Genomic DNA, 17786 nt, shown 5'->3' with positions numbered 1-17786 from the left:
CGATGAAAAAAAATAGTTGGCTTTTAACTGCCGGTTTACTGTGGTGTGCCCTCACCGCCATGGCAGGAACCCCCGCAGCATTTGTACAGGCGCTGAAAGGCAGTGCAGCTGTAGTGTATGCTGCCAATGGCAGTATAGCGCCGGATTATATTAAAGTAGTCCGCAACTGGAAAAATGATCACTGTGAAATACGTATAGTCAACACCGGTAGTACCGCGGTGCGATTGAAGGAAGTGATTACCGGTGCGGCAGGTAAGATATTGTTGCCCACCACGCCCTTTTATGCGGAGGGTTTCCAGATGCTGACGCAAACAGCCGGTACGCTTGCTCATCCTGAAACATTAGGGAATTATACGGATGCCGGGCATTATAAAATTCCGCAACCGGAGGGTTACCTGGCAGTATACAACCTGCTGCGTTTGTACCCTGCGCATGAGGAACAGATATTATTGGGATATACTTCCAGCAGGCGTTTTGTGGGCAAGTTTTATATTTCTGCGGATACCATCAAAACAGTAACCGACCTGGAGAACCTGGAACTTGCTCCCGGAGCTGATTTTAAGCTGGAGGAATTAATGGTGATCACGGGTAAGGATGGCAACGCCTTGCTGGACCGTTTCGCCGGCAGGATCCAGGAGCATCACCCACGGCTTGAGTTTAAGCAGCCACCTACCGGGTGGTGCTCTTGGTATTGTTTCGGTCCGAAGGTAACCGCACAGAATATTTACGGTAACCTTGATTACATAAAAAGTAACATTCCGGCGCTAAAATATATACAGGTAGACGACGGTTATCAGCCGCATATGGGCGACTGGCTGGAGTCGGGTAATTCTTTTGGCGGTAATGTGCAACAGGTGCTGAAAGCCATCCGGGAAAAAGGCTTTGAGCCGGCTATTTGGGTAGCGCCGTTTATTTGCGACAGCAACTCCACTATTTATAAAAATCATAAGGACTGGCTGGTGAAAGACGCATCTGGTGCACCTTTGCGCAGCGACCTGGTTACGTTTGGCGGCTGGCGGATGAAGCCCTGGTTTGTGCTGGATGGCACAAACCCTGCTGTGCAGCAACACCTGGAGCAACTATTCCGGACCATGCGCAACGACTGGGGCGTTACTTATTTTAAACTGGATGCTAATTTCTGGGGCGCTATTCATGGCGGCAAATTTTATGATGCTAAAGCTACAAGGGTAGAAGCATACCGGCGTGGCATGGAAGCCATTCTCAAAGGCAGCAGGGATGCTTTTATACTTGGCTGTAATCATCCGCTGTGGCCATCATTAGGATTGGTGCATGGCAGCCGGAGCTCAATGGATATTAAACGCACCTGGCCGGTATTTGAGCGTTCCGGTCGTGAAAACCTTTACCGTGCCTGGCAAAATGGCCGTTTATGGTGGAACGATCCTGATTGCCTGGTACTCACCGGCAACATGCCTGACAACGAATTTAATTTCCATGCAGCTTTGCTGTACGCTACCGGTGGTATGTTACTAAGTGGCGATGACTTAACGAAGATATCACGGGAACGGCTCAACGTTTTGAAGAAGGCATTGCCTCCCACCGCAAAGGCAGCAGCTTTTGAAGGCACTGATTTTGAAATAGGAAGGGTTACTACCGCGGCAGGCAAACAGGTGATTTTGCTCAACTGGCAGTCATCTTCAAAAAAAATAACGGTGAAACTTGATCAGCCATACCAAATATCAGATTACTGGACAGGCGTTGGTTTAGGTTTACACACCGGTTCTTTTGTGATGGAGCTGGCAGGACATGACGGCCGGGTATTACTATTAACACCAAAAAAATAATTCCATGCGTACGTTCCTGGCAGCTTTATTCATCGGTATTTCCTGCATAATGCAGGCGCAATCACCCTATCAGCAGCAGCTGCTTAAAGATACACGGGTGGCGGTGATCAAACGGGCCGCATGGGCCATGCAGCAGCCACCACAAACGATTACCGCCTTCCGTTGCGACCGCAGCGCCGGCGGCATACATGACTTTTATTCAGAAGGGGATTACTGGTGGCCCGATCCGGCAAATCCAAACGGAGCTTATATCCAGCGGGATGGCCAAAGCAACCCGGAAAACTTTGTAGCGCACCGGCTGGCCATGATCCGTTTCAGCCGGGTGATGGGCGCACTGGCGGCAGGATATATTGCCACCAAAGACAACACTTATCTGCAACAGGCATTGCTGCATGCGAAGGCCTGGTTTGAAACAGCGGCTACCCGGATGAATCCTTCGCTGCTGTATGCGCAGGCCATCAAAGGAAAGGTAACCGGCAGGGGTATCGGCATTATTGATACGATCCATTTGATGGAAGTGGTGCAGGCTTTAAGTGTTATGGAGAAAGCCGGCGCCATTCCGCCGGCGGATCTTACAGCGTTTAAAAGCTGGTTCAGTGAATACCTGCAATGGCTGACCACACATCCTTATGGGAAGGATGAAATGAATGCTGCCAATAATCACGGCACGTGCTGGGTGATGCAGGTAGCCGCTTTTGCGCGTTTTGTGGATAATAAAGAGCTGTTGGAATTTTGCAGCAATCGTTATAAAACGGTATTGCTGCCTCGCCAGATGGCTGCTGACGGCAGTTTTCCACTGGAATTGAAACGTACTAAACCTTACGGCTACTCGCTGTTTAACCTGGATGCCATGAGCACCATCTGCCAGTTGCTGAGTATGCCGGATAATGACCTGTGGCGCTTTACAGCAGACAGCAGTAAAAATATGGAGAGAGGAATCGCCTTCCTTTATCCATATGTAAATAACAAAAACAGCTGGCCTTATGCACATGATGTGATGTACTGGAACAGCTGGCCGGTGGCGCAGCCCTTCCTCATTTTCGGTGCGGCTGCTTTTCAGCGGCCGGAATACTACCAGCTATGGCTGTCGCTTAACCAGGATCCGGAGGAGGAAGAAGTGCTTAGAAACCTTCCCGTGAGGAATCCTCTGATCTGGTTATGAGCGCTTTAGAATTTACAATTATTTAAGATTCAGATGTTTTATTTTCTTAATATAAATCCTTAACTTTAGGAGACTATACACTATGTTTAAACTTTAGAGAAATGAGTTGGATGGATGACTTGTATGTTATTTACCAGAAACTGGATGCCACCGGTTGTGAAGAGGTAAAACATGACATTTTAAAAGCCCAGATTGATGGCTGTAACCGCGGAGAGATTTATTTCCTGGTATTACAACAACTGGTACAGATCAAAACAGGTAAGGCGCCTGTTTATGAGTTAATTAAGGGAGAAGTAGAAAATATTATCCACTACAGTAAGGGACAATACCTGAGTTAATTATTTTAATTCTTCTATCAGTTTCTGCACTTTGAGGTAATTCGGCGCGCCGGATGGGATTTTTAATAACCATTCGAGGCATTGCTGCTTACGTCCTTCCCGCAGGTAGCTCAACGCCATATAAAAGGCTGCTTCGTACCGGAGTTCGCTGCTGTTGTTAAAAACAGTAGTGAGGTCCTGTCGTGCGCTTTCCATCTGGTTTTGGTCGATCAGGGCTACGCCGCGGTAATAGCGGGCGTATAGGTTGCCCGGGTTGGCTGCCAGTGCTTTATTCAATAGCAATACAGCCTCGTTGAAATGGCCGCGATTGAACTGTTCGATCGCTTCTTCCGGAAGCCGCAGGCTGTCGATATCCGGAATCTGCATTTCAGTGGAAGCGAATTGCCGGTAGATATTTTTTCTCCAGGGGCTTACATACAGCAGGATAGCCAGTCCTGCTGCTATCAATGCAGTAAGGATTACATAATTGCGGATGGGTATGGGCGAACTGTCTTTCAGCGTGTACCAGGCGTTGCGGTGGGTAAACAGCAAATGTTGCAACTCATCCCGGTTGGCGTCGTTACAGATTTTCTGGCCCAGCAGTTGCCGGACAGCATCAAAGCGCTTTACCTGTTGTGTAAGCAGGGTGTCGGTTTGAAGTCGTTCGGAGAAAGCTTTGCGCTCTGCCTCACTCATTTGCCCGCTGAGGAAACGGTCTGTTTCCAGCAGGTCTTTTTCTGAAAGGCTGTTGGCTTTTAGTTTTATGTCGATATCCCTGAACAGGCTGCGGAAACAATCGGCTCGTCTGCCAGGCAGTTCACTAATAGGGATGTTGGTTTCTGCGGCAATATCTTCCTGGAGGCAGCCATCTGTGAGTGACCAGCGGAGTAATTCTTTGCAGTCGTCCGAGAGGGCGAGGTAATAGTGATAGGCGAGTCTTCTTTTTTCTCCTTCTTTCAGCACATCTTCCACATCCTGGATATCGTCTCTGCTCATGGTAGAGAGCTCCTCTGCTTCCAGGCCGGGAATCCGTTGCCCTCTTCTTTCCAGTTCCTGTTCCCAGATACGCTTGCACAGCAGTTGCAGAAAGGGCTCAAAGTCGGAGACTTTCAGCGGGTGACGGCGGGCGAAGTAATAAATGTCCATCAGGGCCTCTTCAAAAATATGCGCCGCATCTTTTACGTGACCGCTCTTTTGCAGGATGAACCGCTTTTCTTTGGAAGCAAAGCGCTGATAAATATTTTCAATTACTGCTGGTGTATGGTGAAGCAATCCCTCAATATATTCCTGGTCGTTATTTATTAATTGTTCAGGTGACATACATATCGTTTTTGCCGGTTCCTCTGTGCTAAAAATATTAAACCTTGCGGAAGTGACCTAATTATTTATTCTGTCTGTACAAATGTAATGCCTGCGCGATGGAACTTGCAGGGAAGTTAAGTATCTTGCCAAACATACCAGCTATAGCCACGTGCATTCCAATCACTATGTATCAACCGGAACAGGATATCGATGATCTGATATCAAGATATATACATGCTCCACAGGATCCGTTTTTACAGGAACAGGTGGCGGGTTTATGCCGCGAAGGACCTGAGCAGGCTGCTTACGTGGAAAGCCGCTTAACCGCCTGGCTTGCAGAGGGGATACCTGTTCCCCATGATGTGGAAAGCGCGGTTCCGTCATCTTCACCCGCTTTATCCAAACGCTCCCCGGTACGCGCCTTTAACCGTAAATGGCTGGTGGCTGCTGCGGTGATGCTGCTCGTCACAGCGGTGATTGTTTACTATTGCCGGCCGGCTCCGGCTAAGCAATTGGAGTACGTTAACAATACAGGCCATACCGATAGCCTGTTGCTGGCCCCGGGCTGTACCGTGATTGCCGGCAACGGCGCGTCGTTCAGCTATGCTAAAGGGCTTGATGTAACGCCGGAATTACGCATGCTTGCCGGCGATGCCTGGTTTGATGTGGCATTGCCAACCCGCACCCGGATGCAGCTGGATGAGCATACTGATCTGTATACGCTGAAGGCCGTATTTGCAGTGCATAAAACCAATAACCTCTTCAAAGTGCTGGTAATAAAGGGAAAGGTAACCCTGGTGCAGGATCAGGGCAAAAAAGTATACCTCACCGCAAATATGCTGGCAAAGCGGGAACAGCATCAGCCGTTGCAGTTCAAAACAGTTAAAAGCCAGTCGCTGCTCGCCTGGAAAACAGGCCGCCTGAAGTTCCGGAATATTCCCCTGGAAGAAATCATTGATGCGGTGAACAGCTACTTCCACCTTGATATACGGGTGCCGCCATCCGCAGCAGGCGTGTATAAACGCAGCCTGACTGTTGACTTTGAAAATAAATCTGCAGAAGAAACGCTGGAATTACTGCAAAAGATGTTAAAGGTACCTTTGGTGAAAGACAGTGCCAACCGGTATTACATAACGTTGAAATAAAGAATGGTCAGCTCAGGTTTAAGCCTGCTGTTAATTGTTTAAGGATCGTTTTCAGCTGTGTAAAAGCTTCTTCGCCTATAATACCGGCGTACAGGTCCTGTACTTCATCTACCGCTTCGTAGGCGTTGATCATAAACTCTTTCCCTTTCTCTGTCAGGAAAATAATGCTGGCGCGGTTGTCGGTATCGTGTTTGCGGGTACCGATGTAGTTATCTGCTTCCAGGTTCTTTACCACCTTGCTCATGGCTTGTTTACTGATGCGCGCTTTCCTGGCGAGGTCGTTGTTAATGGTGCCCTGCGCATCGATGTGTACCAGGAGTACCATATCGCCCAGTTTAAAGTTCTTGTATCCGCGCTCCAGTAGTTTTTGTGTAATACGCAGGTCTATATCTTTTTTGAACAAATTGATCAGGCGGGCGAGGCTGTCAGGTCTTTTGGCCAGGCATGCCTCATATCTCGCATCTATAGTTGCGCTCATCATATTGTAGGTTTGGTAAAAGTGTACAGTTGATAAAATCTTGTCCTGATGCAATGCTACAAAAAAGCAGTGATTTTTTGCGCGCTGCTTTTAAAATTTGTGGTTAGCCCGTGCTAAAAAAAGTAAGACCCACCGGTAAGGGGGGTCTTTAATATATTTTCAGAGTAGTGTTATTTGTACACGTAATCAGCCATTACGGTATATGTTCAAATACGCTTTCTGCCCTGGTGTAGCATCTCAGTCCGACGATGGTATTGCTTATCCCCACCTTTACTCTTTGTGCAGACCTGATGCTGGTAGACGTCAGTCAATCAGAGCCTAAAGCCCCCGCGATACCCATTTCCAGTCCACGCAGTTCTGCCAGTCCGCGTAAACGGCCGATAGCGCTGTATCCCGGATTTGTTTTCTTGTGCAGGTCATCCAGCATCTGGTGGCCATGATCCGGGCGCATAGGAATGGAAACATTGCGGCGTTTCATGGTGAGCAGGATGTTCTTTACTACGGCGAACATGTCTACGTCGCCTTCCAGGTGGTTGGCTTCGTGGAAGTTGCCCAATGCATCCCGTTGTGTGCTGCGCAGGTGGATGAAGTGGATATGATCGCCCAGGCGTTCTATCATGCCGGGAAGATCGTTGTCGGCCCTTACGCCATAGGAGCCGGTGCAAAAGCACAGCCCATTGGAGGCATATGGCGCCGCAATGAGCAGTTCGCGGGCATCCTGTTCGGTGCTTACCACCCGCGGCAGTCCCAAAATCGGGAACGGAGGATCATCCGGGTGGATAGCCAGTTTAATACCGGCTTCTTCTGCAACAGGCGCTATTTGCTGAAGGAAATAGAACAGGTGCAGTTTCAGCTGGGTGGCATCAATGCCTTTATATTTATCCAATGCGGCCTGGAACTGTTGCAGCGTAAAGCTTTCTTCAGATCCGGGTAATCCGGCAATAATATTTTTTTGCAGCAGCTCTTTGTCGGCCGCAGTCATGCTGTCGAAATGCTCCTTTGCACGGGCTATCTCTTCCTCGCTGTAATCTTTCTCTGCATCTGGTCTTTGCAACATGAACAGGTCGAATGCCATGAACGCCGCTTTTTCAAAGCGCAGCGCTTTGGAACCATCTTCTACGGTATACGCCAGATCGGTGCGGGTCCAGTCGAGTACTGGCATGAAGTTGTACGTAACAGTACGTATACCGCATGCTGCCAGGTTCCGCAAGCTTTGCTGGTAGTTGTGGATATAATCCTTAAAACGGCCGCTTTGCGTTTTGATATCTTCATGTACCGGCACGCTCTCCACAACAGACCAGGTAAGCCCTGCTGCTTCTATGATGGCTTTCCGCTTTTGTATCTCCTCCTTCGTCCATACCACTCCATTAGGCACATGGTGCAATGCGGTTACAATTCCGGTAGCTCCTGCCTGTTTAATATCAGACAAGCTAACCGGATCATTGGGTCCGTACCACCGCCATGTCTGTTCCATTCTCAGCATAATGCAAATACGTTTAGTAAATCCAGAATTTCTAGTTCCAAACCCCAAAAATATAATCTATCCACACATATACAAACTTTGATTTCAAATTTTAGGGCCGTCTGCGGCGATCAGGATGATCATGAGATCCATCACATTTGTTTGGGTAGGGCCTGTAATCATTAACCCGCCTGCTTTTGAGAAGAAATGCCATGCATCGTTCTGTTGTAAAAAACTATTTGGATCGAGCTGCATTTTTACCGCATTTTTTATCGTTGATGCGTCTACGATAGCTCCTGCAGCATTGGTAGGACCATCACTGCCATCGGTGCCGCCGCTCAGGAAAGTAAGCGATGGATAACCGGCAAGGGCAATGCCCGCTGCCAGCGCAAGTTGCTGATTTCTGCCACCAAGGCCATTCCCGGTTACTTCCACGGTAGTTTCCCCGCCAGCCAGTAAACAGGCTGGTAAAGGACCATCGTACCGGAGTGCCGTTTGTACCAGGTCGGCAGCTACAGCGTGCACTTCTCCCGTTATAGTATCAGATAACAATACCGGGTGATAACCCAGCTGCCGGGCCTTTGCAGCCGCCGCTTCCAATGCCACACGGTTGGTACCGGTGAGATAGTTGTGTGTATGCAGCAGGGATGGATCGCCTGGCTTGGGTGTTTCACGTATCCTGCCAGCGAGGCCGTCTTCAATATGTTGAAGGAGGAACGCGGATATTTTTTCCGGGAGATGATATTTGCGGAGTACATTCATGGTATCCGCAAAGGTAGACGGGTCGGCCACTGTAGGCCCTGACCCTATCACGCTGAGATCATCGCCCACCACATCGCTAAGAACAAGGGTGCATAACGTAGCCGGATATATGCTTTTTGCCAGTTGACCACCTTTGATACCGGAAAGATGTTTTCTTACGGTGTTCATTTCGCGGATGTCGGCGCCACTTTTCAGTAATGCTTCAAACAATTGTTGTACTTCAGGTAAACTGCTGCCTGCCGGTACATCTGCCAGCAGTGCGGAGGCGCCGCCTGAAAGTAAAAAGATAACCAGGTCCTGCGGCTGCACCTTAGCAGCCATATCCAGCAGTTTAACGGAAGCGGCTACACTCTGTTCATCGGGCACCGGGTGACCGGCCTCCATAAGCTCCACCTGCTGTAACGGTAACGCATGCCCGTACTTTGTAACCACCATTCCCTTTACCGGGAAATGCGCAGCGAGTATGTTTTCCAGCTCCTGTGCCATCGCGGCGGCAGCTTTGCCTGCCCCCAGTATCCAAACAGCCGCATGCTCCGGGAGGACGTAGCTATCTCCCGAAATATTAATAACGCGGGTGGCAGGTATTACCTGTACATTTTTCCTGATCAGCTGCTGCGGATGCACTGCCGCAACGCCCTGCAGGAAAATATCTTTTATATCGGCAGTAGTGTTGTTCATGTTTTCGCGGCATAAAAAAAGCAGTGAGACTACTCACTGCCAATATCTTTCAAGTTAAGAAATTTATTGCGGTTGGGTGGAGTCTTTAGCTTCCTTCTTTTGCCGCTTTTTTTCCATTTTTTGTTCCAGGTGTTCTTTTTTAGTCATTTCCCAATCATTCCACTTTTTATACTGCGCGGGCGTAAATACGGTTTTGAAACGCTGGCTGCGCTCCGTATCCAGGGCTTTAAACTGTGTCATGCGCTCCTTTTTGGAGAGGGAAGGATTGTTTTTCACTGCATCCATCCGGCGCACAATATCCTGATTGATTACCAGGATCTTTTTTTCCTGGTCTTTGTTCAGATTTACTTTATGGGAGATTTTGTCCGTGATTTTATCGGCTCTTCCTTCCGCTGTCCAGCGGCCTTTTGCATTGGCACTATCTTTTACCTGGGCACTGGTAGTAAAGGTAGTTGCTGCAAAAAAAACGGTGAGCAACATCCATGTATAAACAGAAATAAACTTCATAGTCAGCAAGTATTATACGAATTTAAACAAACTTAAGCGGTAAACCCTTTTCAAATTATCCCTTTTTCGTGTGAATCCAAAATCCACTTACCACTCATAAAAAATATGCCGTTTTATTTAGTCCCGCCTTAATGATTTATTACATTTAGCGGATCAACTGAATCTGAACCGAAAAAATAAAAGATTTACATGAAAAGAGCTTTTGAGAAACCCGGAACAGCCCTGCTGTTGCGGTGTATTACCTATGCTATGAAGCGGCACCGCGGTAAACTGCTGTTACTGGCCCTGCTGGCAACCGGCCAGGCAGTCAGCGCACAGGAAACCTATCCGGTCAACGGGATCGCCGATCCCCGCGAAGGGTGCTTTGCTTTTACACATGCCACCATTGTAAAAGACCCGCAAACCACCCTGAACAATGCCACACTGGTGATCCGCGACGGGAAAATAGTGTCTGCCGGCGTATCGGCTGCCATCCCCAAAGATGCAGTGATCGTGGATTGTAAAGGGAAATATATCTATCCTTCCTTTGTGGATATCTTCAGCAATTATGGTTTGTCGGAGCCTAAACGGGGCGGTTCCGCATGGAATGCACCTCCTCAGTTCCTGTCTAACACCAAAGGGGCCTATGGCTGGAACCAGGCCATCAGAAGCGAAGTAAATGCCGTGGATCTTTTTTCTGCAGATGATGAAAAGGCAACGCCCCTGCGGGAAGCCGGATTTGGCGCCGTGCTTACCCAACAGCCCGATGGCATCGCCCGTGGTACCGCTGCACTGGTAACCCTGGCCACCGCAAAAGAAAACAAAGTCATTATCCGGGAGAAAGCCGCTGCGGCCTATTCTTTTGATAAAGGCACCTCTACGCAAAATTATCCTAACTCCCTCATGGGTTGCATCGCCCTCCTGCGACAAACGTTCCTGGATGCCCAGTGGTATAAATCCCAGCCTGCCAGGGAAGGAGTCAATCTCAGCCTGGAAGCCTGGAACGCCAGTCAGCAGCTGCCTCAGCTGTTTGAAGTGACCGATAAATGGGATGCGCTCCGCGCAGATAAGATAGGAGACGAGTTCGGGGTACAGTATATTATTAAAGCCGGTGGCAATGAATACCAGCGTATCAGTGAAATGGCCGCCACCAAAGCCACGTTCGCATTGCCGCTGAACTTCCCGGGCGCCATCGATATGGAGGATCCCGCAGATGCACGCTATGTATCACTGGCCGAAATGAAACACTGGGAAATGGCGCCTACGGAGCCTGCTGCTTTTGAGAAAGCAAATATTCCCTTCTGTTTAACTGCTGCCGACCTGAAAGATGTAAAGCAATTTCTGGCCAACGTGCGGAAAGCCATCAGCTATGGCCTCAGCGAACAGAAAGCCCTGGAAGCCCTGACCAAAACCCCGGCCACACTTATAAAGGCTTATGATAAAGTGGGCAGCCTGGAACCAGGTAAACTGGCCAATTTCCTCATTACCTCCGGTCCCGTTTTCAACGAAAAAACCATCCTGTACCAGAACTGGGTACAAGGTAACCGTTATACCATCAAGGCCGACGGCTGGAATGATATACGCGGCATCTATACCGTAAACCTTATCCCCGGCGGCAGCTACTCCGTGGAAGTAAGAGGTACCGCTGTTGCACCGTTACTGTCTGTGTTGCAGAAAGATACGCTTCCCGGCCGTATCGATGTAAACGGCAAACTGGTATCCCTGTCGCTGACACTGGCAAAGAACAGTAAAAGCAATGTACGTCTTAGCGGTATCATCGGCGATAACAGCTGGACCGGCACCGGCGCCGATACCAGTGGAAATCTTGTAAAATGGAATGCTGTATTTGTAAAGGCCGCCCCGGAAAAAGCAGATTCCGTAAAGAAAGAAACACCTTTGGTCATTGGGCCACTGTATTATCCGTTGAATGGATATGGCTGGGAGAAGTTACCATCGCAGCAGGACCTGCTTATCAAAAATGCTACTGTTTGGACCAGCGAAAAAGAAGGGAAACTGGAAAATACAGATGTTTTGATCCGCAACGGCAAAATTGCACAGGTGGGTAAAAACCTGGCTGCCGGCAATGCCCGCGTAATTGATGGTACCGGCAAACACCTGAGTGCCGGCATCATCGACGAACACTCGCATATTGCCATCAGTAAGGGAGTGAACGAATCGTCGCAGTCGGTTACTTCTGAAGTAAGGATCGCAGATGTACTCAACCCCGATGATGTGAATATCTACCGTCAGCTGAGCGGCGGCGTAACCGCTTCTCATTTATTGCATGGCAGTGCCAACGCCATCGGCGGGCAGTCGCAGCTGATTAAACTCCGTTGGGGGCAAAATGCAGAAGCACTGAAAGTGACCAACTGGGATCCTTTCATCAAATTTGCATTGGGAGAGAACGTGAAGCAATCCAACTGGGGCGACCGTAATACCGTACGTTTCCCGCAAACAAGAATGGGCGTAGAGCAAATTTATACAGATGCATTTACACGTGCGCTCGACTATGAAAAACAAGGCGCCGGCAAGCGCCGCGACCTGGAACTGGACGCCCTTGTGGAAATATTACATCAGAAGCGTTTTATTACCTGTCACTCCTATGTGCAGAGCGAAATCAATATGCTGATGCACGTAGCAGATAGTTTTCACTTCAAAGTGAATACGTTCACACATATCCTGGAAGGATATAAAGTAGCCGATAAAATGAAAGCACATGGCGCGGGGGCAGGCACCTTCGCCGATTGGTGGGCTTATAAAATGGAAGTACAGGACGCCATTCCTTACAACGCTGCCATCATGCAGGGCGCCGGAGTGCTTACCGCTATTAACTCCGATGATGCGGAAATGGCGCGCCGCCTGAACCAGGAAGCCGCCAAGAGCATCAAATACGGTGGTATGACGGAAGAAGAAGCCATTAAGCTGGTGACTATCAACCCCGCTAAACTGCTGCATGTAGACAATCACATGGGAAGCATCAAAGTCGGTAAAGATGCCGATGTGGTACTGTGGAGCGATAATCCGCTAAGCATTTATGCCAAAGCCGAAAAGACGATCGTGGATGGTATCGTGGAATTTGACCGCGACAGCGATCTGCAGCTGCGTAAGCGCATTGCAACGGAGCGTAACCGGCTTACCCAGTTACTGCTGGCGGAAAAGAAAAAAGGTACGCCTACCCGCAAAGCATCGCTGACGCCGGAAGAAATCTACCACTGCGAGGATTTGCAGGGCGGACATCAGCAAGCTATTGGTTATTGATCTGTTAGAAATTTTTAAGCACCGCTAAATGCTACAAGCGATGAAAAGACAATTAATTTTATTAAGCCTTACCCTGGGAATGTATACTGCCCGGGCACAGGAAACGATATCTCCGGCAAGCCCGCAAAACAAGCCTGTATACCTTACCAATGCCACTATTCACGTAGGCAACGGACAGGTGATTGAAAACGGTACCATTGCATTCAGCCATGGAAAAATTACTGCAGTAGGTAATAACATTCCCGCTGCCGGCAGCGATGCCACGGTACTGGATATGAAAGGACAGCATGTATATCCTGGTATCATTGCGCCCGAATCCAACCTGGGGCTGGTGGAATTTGAGAGTGTGCGCGCCACCATCGATGTGCGTGAAGTAGGAGAAATAAACCCCTCCGTACGCTCCATCATTGCGTATAATGCCGATTCCAAAGTAATCAACACCCTACGTTCCAATGGCATCCTGCTGGCTCAGGTAACACCGGAAGGAGGTATTGTCAGCGGTGTTTCTTCTGTAGTACAGCTGGATGCCTGGAACTGGGAAGATGCCGCTTACAAAACGGATAATGCCCTGCACTTTTTTATGCCACCGCTGGCGCCGCTGGGCGGAGGTCGTGGGGCTGTTCCCAATGAACGGCTGAAAGCAGCCCTGGAACAAATAGAAACGGTAAGAACATTTTTCCGCGAGGCAAAGGCTTATCAGCAGGAAGGCAAACACATCGCTACCAATCTGAAGTTTGAGTCGATGCGCAAGCTGTTTAACCGGGAGCAGAAACTGTTTATCCACTGCGACCTGGTAAAGGAAATGCTGGTAGCGATCGACTTTGCCAAAGAGTTCCAGCTCGATGTGGTGATTGTTGGCGGGGCTGATTCCTGGCTCATTGCAGATATCCTGAAACAAAATAATATCCCGGTAGTGCTGGCACAGCCGCATGCTTTGCCGGTGATGCAGGACGACGATGTGGATCAGCCTTACAAAACCGCTGCACAACTGCAGAAAGCCGGGGTGCTGTTTTGCCTGAGCAACGAAGGCTTCTGGCAGCAGCGTAACCTGGGTTTTGAAGCAGGTACTGCCAGCACCTATGGTTTAACAAAAGAAGAAGCACTGTCGGCGATTACGCTCAATGCAGCTAAAATCCTGGGCATCGATAAAACTACCGGCTCACTGGAAGCCGGCAAGGATGCGAATATTGCCATAAGTACCGGCGATATCCTGGATATGAAGTCGAGCGTGATTACGCGGGCATTCATCCAGGGAAGGGAAATAAACCTGGATAATAAACAGAAGCAGTTATATGAGAAATATGAAAAGAAGTATGGGTTGAAATAGTAGCAGATGTTTTTTTGAAAGAAGAAGAGGGAAGAGAAAGCGGACAATTGCTTTTTCTTCCCTCTTCTTTTTAAATATTTCTTACCAGGTATAACCGGAGAATTACACCGCCTTTACCAGGAAATAGCTTTTACCTTTCTGCAATAAAATATATTTATCTCTCAGCAATGAAGATGTGTTTACAATCATATCAATGCCGGGCACTTTTATCTTATTTACACTTACGCCCCCGCCCTGCACTGTTTTACGGGCTTCGCTTTTGCTGGGGAAAATGCCTGTTTCAGCAAGCAGGCTTACAATATCCTTACCGGCTTCCAGGTCGGCTCTTGGTACTTCGTATTGCGGAACACCATCCATCACTTCTATCAGATCGGATTCAGAAAGGGACACCAGTAATTCGGCAGTGTTTTTATTATACAGGATAGACGCCGCTTCTACCGCGAAATTATAGTTTTCTTCCCCGTGAATAAATACGGTTACTTCTTTAGCAAGACGTTTCTGTAACAACCGCTGTCCCGGATCTTTTCTGTGTTCTTCTATCAAAGCGTCTACTTCAGGTTGTTCCAGGAAAGTGAATATTTTGATATAGCTTTCTGCATCCACATCGGTTGTTCTGAGCCAGAACTGGTAGAATGCGTAGGGAGAAGTACGTTTAGGATCAAGCCATACGGTGCCTTGCTCGGTTTTACCGAATTTGGTGCCATCTGCTTTTTTGATCAGGGGACAGGTAAATGCAAAAGCTTCCCCCCGTGCCTTACGGCGGATCAATTCTGTACCGGTAACAATATTACCCCACTGATCTGAGCCTCCCATCTGCAATTTGCAGTTTTTGGCAGTATACAAATGATAGAAATCGTAACCCTGTATCAGCTGATAGGTAAATTCAGTGAATGACATCCCGTTGTCGCCTTCGATTCTTTTCTTAACGGAATCTTTGGCCATCATATAGTTAACGGTAATGTGCTTGCCGGTATCGCGAATAAAATCGAGAAAGGAAATATGTTGGAACCAGTCGAAGTTATTCACCATTTCAGCTGCATTGGGTTTGGCAGCATTGAAGTCGAGGAAGCGTTCCAGCTGGGCTTTGATACCGGCTACATTATTTTCTGCAGGGTATCCAGGTCCAGCATTTTCCGTTCTTCCGCTTTAAAGGAGGGGTCGCCTACCATTCCGGTAGCGCCGCCCACCAGCGCCAGGGGCTTATGTCCTGCCTTTTGCAGATGCACCAGTAACAGGATGGGTACCAGGCTGCCGATGTGTAACGACTCTGCTGTAGGATCAAAACCAATATAAGCAGTGGTCATTTCTTTATTCAGTTGCTCTTCCGTGCCAGGCATCATATCCTGTAGCATACCCCGCCAGCGCAGCTCTTCTATCAGATTCATGATTTTAATAACAATTTTTGCAAACCTACATAAAATTCGCAGGATTCGCCCATTTTAAGGATTCCGGGCTGGTATAACAAATATCGGTGTAAATTTATAAAGAAGACCTGCTGTTTGCACCTGCCGCCGGTCTGAGATTTCTTACCCCCAAATAAAATATTATGAAAAAAGCACTCTTTCTTTTATTGGCGCTGATATTTACGGTACCGGCACTGTCGCAGGATTGCAAAGGATACTATTACCTGCTCAACAATGCGGAAATTGAGATGACCATCCTGGATGCGAAAGGCGTGGCCAGTGGCAAAACTATTTACAAAATCACGAACGTGCACAAAGATGAGACTGGAACGGTGTCTGATTTTACCAATACCTTTTATGACAAAAGTAATAAGGAGGTAACTTCCGGTACCGGGCATTTTAAATGCAGCGGAAACGGGGTAGCCATTGATATGAAGATGAGCGTTCCTGTAATGCCGCAGATGAAAGACATGAAGATGGAAGGCAAAACCAATGCTTCTTTTCTGGATTATCCATCCGGAATGCACGCCGGACAAGACTTACCGGGTGGCACCTTTGAAATGAACGGTAATGTGAAAGGCATGGAAATGGGGATCAGTTATGTAATCAGCAACCGGAAAGTATTGGGAAAAGAAAAAGTAACTACACCGGCAGGCAGCTGGGATTGTTTCAAAATAGCTTATGATATTAATTTCCAGATGAAAATGATGGGGCAGGGAATTCCGATGAAATTCAGTGCTATCGAATGGTTTGCCCCTGATTTCGGACCGGTGAAAACTTCTTCCAGTAAGGATGGGAAGGACATGGGAGGAACTATGATCACGGCGCTGAAGAAATAAAAATGCTTTAACGCGAAGGTTGTCTTTACCAGGATTACGCTGATTTTACTGATAGCGAAGGTTGTCTTGGAACCCTGATTACGCTGATTTTGCTGATTAGCTCTTTGTGATTTTGGAGGGATTTTTGAAGATTAATACACCGGTCAGATGCTAATTCCTGTCTTAAATACTGCTCACCCATTTTTACCAGTATGTAAGAACGCCGTTTCATTTATACGGTAGTGTTCGCATAAACGTCCTGTATCTTTTCCTCTGTAAAGCCCTGTGGTAAAAGGTCCTGGCATTAAGTCCACGTCACCTCCACGTCACTTCCGGGTTATCTGCATGTATTAAGCATATGCTAAGTATCTGCTGGGTATCAATGAAGTATCCCCGAGTCAATCCTCAAGCAATCCCCGTCATATATCTCCCCAATCATTTTAAAATCCAAAAAAATAAAATCAGCGTAATCAACATAATCAGCGTAATCTTGAGAAAGACAACCTCCGCTCTGGTTATATATTTTTCAGGCATTGGGCCAAACTATCTCTCCAATAGGGAATAGTAATGCCAAAAGTGCTTTTAATTTTTTCCTTGTTTAATACGCTGTAGGCCGGGCGTTTAGCGGCCGTTTTATACTTGTCGGAAGTAACCGGGTATATGGCGGTTGTAGCGTTCGTCATTTCTTTAATGGTTACTGCAAAATCGAACCAACTGGTTACCCCTTCGTTGCTGTAATGATATACGCCGCCGATGGCTGCATCCGGATTGGCTGATTTATACTGTAAGATGTCCAGGATTGCTTTAGCCAGGTCGCCTGCGTAAGTAGGGGTGCCGGTTTGATCAAAAACAACATTCAGTTCCTGTTTTTCCTGCATCAGTTGTTTCATTCTTTTAACGAAGTTAACTGCGAATTCGGAGTAGAGCCAGGAAGTACGGAGTATAATGGTGTCGGGATTATAACCAGCAGCCGCCGCTTCCCCACGCACTTTAGAGGCGCCGTAAATGCTTTCAGGATCAGTATCGTCGTTTTCTGTGTAAGGTACATTCTGTTTTCCGCTGAATACATAGTCCGTGGAGATATGCAGCAGCTGGGCATTATATTGGGCGCATATTTCCGCCAGGCTCAGTACCGCCTGGAAATTCAGGAGGAATGCCTTGTCTTCATCTTCTTCAGCTTTATCTACTGCTGTATAGGCAGCGCAGTTAATACAGGCATCGATCTGTTGGGCAGCAAAATAAGCGGCCAGGGCATCCGCGTCCGTGATATCAAGGTCCTGGTAGTCGGTATATAACAGGTTGAATTGCGGATAATCGCCTGCTACTTTTTGCAGGGCTTGTCCTAGTTGTCCGTTTCCGCCGGTAACAAGAATATTCTTCATGGCA

General features: G+C 48.0%; 15 protein-coding genes. 7 read left to right on the top strand and 8 right to left on the bottom strand.

What is annotated here, in order from left to right; translation table 11 throughout:
- Positions 1-2: 2 nt before the first annotated feature.
- The 3 genes from QFZ51_RS31040 to QFZ51_RS31030 all read left to right on the top strand — a co-directional run bounded on the left by QFZ51_RS31040 (position 3) and on the right by QFZ51_RS31030 (position 3302).
- The gene (locus QFZ51_RS31040; protein WP_429051412.1) at positions 3-1802 is read left to right on the top strand and encodes a glycoside hydrolase family 36 protein; all 1800 of its coding nucleotides are present in this window, start codon (positions 3-5) and stop codon (positions 1800-1802) included.
- A 4-nt stretch (positions 1803-1806) separates the two neighbouring features.
- Positions 1807-2964 (top strand): alginate lyase family protein, encoded by a 1158-nt coding sequence (locus tag QFZ51_RS31035; RefSeq protein ID WP_429051410.1) that lies wholly within the window; start codon positions 1807-1809, stop codon positions 2962-2964.
- A gap of 101 nt (positions 2965-3065) precedes the next feature.
- Positions 3066-3302 (top strand): hypothetical protein, encoded by a 237-nt coding sequence (locus tag QFZ51_RS31030; protein ID WP_079470877.1) that lies wholly within the window; start codon positions 3066-3068, stop codon positions 3300-3302.
- On the opposite strand, the gene QFZ51_RS31025 is transcribed toward QFZ51_RS31030, so the two are convergent.
- Positions 3303-4601 carry a tetratricopeptide repeat protein gene (locus QFZ51_RS31025; protein WP_429051409.1) on the bottom strand — a complete coding sequence of 433 codons (1299 nt, stop codon included), beginning with the start codon at positions 4599-4601 and terminating at the stop codon, positions 3303-3305.
- 167 nt (positions 4602-4768) lie between these two features.
- Between QFZ51_RS31025 and QFZ51_RS31020 the strand changes: the two genes are divergently transcribed.
- A complete protein-coding gene (locus tag QFZ51_RS31020) occupies positions 4769-5728 on the top strand; it encodes a FecR family protein (RefSeq protein ID WP_429051407.1) in 960 nt (319 codons plus the stop codon).
- 7 nt (positions 5729-5735) lie between these two features.
- Here the strand turns inward: QFZ51_RS31020 and QFZ51_RS31015 are convergent, their stop codons facing one another.
- From QFZ51_RS31015 to QFZ51_RS31000, 4 genes are all read right to left on the bottom strand, one after another.
- Complete coding sequence (locus QFZ51_RS31015) at positions 5736-6209, bottom strand: MarR family winged helix-turn-helix transcriptional regulator (protein WP_133256173.1); 474 nt, start codon at positions 6207-6209, stop codon at positions 5736-5738.
- 304 nt (positions 6210-6513) lie between these two features.
- Positions 6514-7689, bottom strand: coding sequence for a mannonate dehydratase (gene uxuA / locus QFZ51_RS31010; RefSeq protein WP_429051406.1), 1176 nt, complete (start codon positions 7687-7689; stop codon positions 6514-6516).
- An 84-nt stretch (positions 7690-7773) separates the two neighbouring features.
- Positions 7774-9108 carry a glycerate kinase type-2 family protein gene (locus QFZ51_RS31005; protein WP_429051404.1) on the bottom strand — a complete coding sequence of 445 codons (1335 nt, stop codon included), beginning with the start codon at positions 9106-9108 and terminating at the stop codon, positions 7774-7776.
- Between the two features lie 63 nt (positions 9109-9171).
- A complete protein-coding gene (locus tag QFZ51_RS31000; RefSeq protein ID WP_429051402.1) occupies positions 9172-9615 on the bottom strand; it encodes a hypothetical protein in 444 nt (147 codons plus the stop codon).
- Positions 9616-9804: 189 nt separating this feature from the next.
- Between QFZ51_RS31000 and QFZ51_RS30995 the strand changes: the two genes are divergently transcribed.
- Entirely contained in the window at positions 9805-12852 is a 3048-nt protein-coding gene (locus tag QFZ51_RS30995; RefSeq protein ID WP_429051400.1) for an amidohydrolase family protein, read from the top strand.
- A gap of 40 nt (positions 12853-12892) precedes the next feature.
- Positions 12893-14179, top strand: coding sequence for an amidohydrolase family protein (locus QFZ51_RS30990; RefSeq protein WP_429051398.1), 1287 nt, complete (start codon positions 12893-12895; stop codon positions 14177-14179).
- A 102-nt stretch (positions 14180-14281) separates the two neighbouring features.
- Here the strand turns inward: QFZ51_RS30990 and tyrS are convergent, their stop codons facing one another.
- Together tyrS and QFZ51_RS30980 are read right to left on the bottom strand one after the other, a co-directional pair.
- The gene (gene tyrS, locus QFZ51_RS30985) at positions 14282-15256 is read right to left on the bottom strand and encodes a tyrosine--tRNA ligase (RefSeq protein WP_429051613.1); all 975 of its coding nucleotides are present in this window, start codon (positions 15254-15256) and stop codon (positions 14282-14284) included.
- Between the two features lie 17 nt (positions 15257-15273).
- A complete protein-coding gene (locus tag QFZ51_RS30980) occupies positions 15274-15564 on the bottom strand; it encodes a hypothetical protein (protein WP_429051396.1) in 291 nt (96 codons plus the stop codon).
- A gap of 161 nt (positions 15565-15725) precedes the next feature.
- On the opposite strand from QFZ51_RS30980, the gene QFZ51_RS30975 reads away from it, so the two are divergent.
- The gene (locus tag QFZ51_RS30975) at positions 15726-16421 is read left to right on the top strand and encodes a hypothetical protein (protein ID WP_429051394.1); all 696 of its coding nucleotides are present in this window, start codon (positions 15726-15728) and stop codon (positions 16419-16421) included.
- Between the two features lie 494 nt (positions 16422-16915).
- On the opposite strand, the gene rfbD is transcribed toward QFZ51_RS30975, so the two are convergent.
- Entirely contained in the window at positions 16916-17782 is an 867-nt protein-coding gene (rfbD, locus tag QFZ51_RS30970) for a dTDP-4-dehydrorhamnose reductase (protein WP_429051393.1), read from the bottom strand.
- Between the last annotated feature and the right edge of the window lie 4 nt (positions 17783-17786).

The sequence above is a fragment of the Chitinophaga sp. W3I9 genome, from assembly GCF_050434025.1.
Lineage (GTDB): Bacteria > Bacteroidota > Bacteroidia > Chitinophagales > Chitinophagaceae > Chitinophaga.
Note: the sequence above shows the minus strand (reverse complement) of the source record. Positions and strands in the feature narration are given on the sequence as shown.

What these genes read in the sequence shown, in the direction of transcription:
- QFZ51_RS31040 (WP_429051412.1), top strand. Translation starts at nt 3, where the DNA reads ATGAAAAAAAATAGTTGGCTTTTAACTGCCGGTTTACTGTGGTGTGCC.
- QFZ51_RS31035 (WP_429051410.1), top strand. Translation starts at nt 1,807, where the DNA reads ATGCGTACGTTCCTGGCAGCTTTATTCATCGGTATTTCCTGCATAATG.
- QFZ51_RS31030 (WP_079470877.1), top strand. Translation starts at nt 3,066, where the DNA reads ATGAGTTGGATGGATGACTTGTATGTTATTTACCAGAAACTGGATGCC.
- QFZ51_RS31025 (WP_429051409.1), bottom strand. Translation starts at nt 4,601, where the DNA reads ATGTCACCTGAACAATTAATAAATAACGACCAGGAATATATTGAGGGA.
- QFZ51_RS31020 (WP_429051407.1), top strand. Translation starts at nt 4,769, where the DNA reads ATGTATCAACCGGAACAGGATATCGATGATCTGATATCAAGATATATA.
- QFZ51_RS31015 (WP_133256173.1), bottom strand. Translation starts at nt 6,209, where the DNA reads ATGATGAGCGCAACTATAGATGCGAGATATGAGGCATGCCTGGCCAAA.
- uxuA (WP_429051406.1), bottom strand. Translation starts at nt 7,689, where the DNA reads ATGCTGAGAATGGAACAGACATGGCGGTGGTACGGACCCAATGATCCG.
- QFZ51_RS31005 (WP_429051404.1), bottom strand. Translation starts at nt 9,108, where the DNA reads ATGAACAACACTACTGCCGATATAAAAGATATTTTCCTGCAGGGCGTT.
- QFZ51_RS31000 (WP_429051402.1), bottom strand. Translation starts at nt 9,615, where the DNA reads ATGAAGTTTATTTCTGTTTATACATGGATGTTGCTCACCGTTTTTTTT.
- QFZ51_RS30995 (WP_429051400.1), top strand. Translation starts at nt 9,805, where the DNA reads ATGAAAAGAGCTTTTGAGAAACCCGGAACAGCCCTGCTGTTGCGGTGT.
- QFZ51_RS30990 (WP_429051398.1), top strand. Translation starts at nt 12,893, where the DNA reads ATGAAAAGACAATTAATTTTATTAAGCCTTACCCTGGGAATGTATACT.
- QFZ51_RS30980 (WP_429051396.1), bottom strand. Translation starts at nt 15,564, where the DNA reads ATGAATCTGATAGAAGAGCTGCGCTGGCGGGGTATGCTACAGGATATG.
- QFZ51_RS30975 (WP_429051394.1), top strand. Translation starts at nt 15,726, where the DNA reads ATGAAAAAAGCACTCTTTCTTTTATTGGCGCTGATATTTACGGTACCG.
- rfbD (WP_429051393.1), bottom strand. Translation starts at nt 17,782, where the DNA reads ATGAAGAATATTCTTGTTACCGGCGGAAACGGACAACTAGGACAAGCC.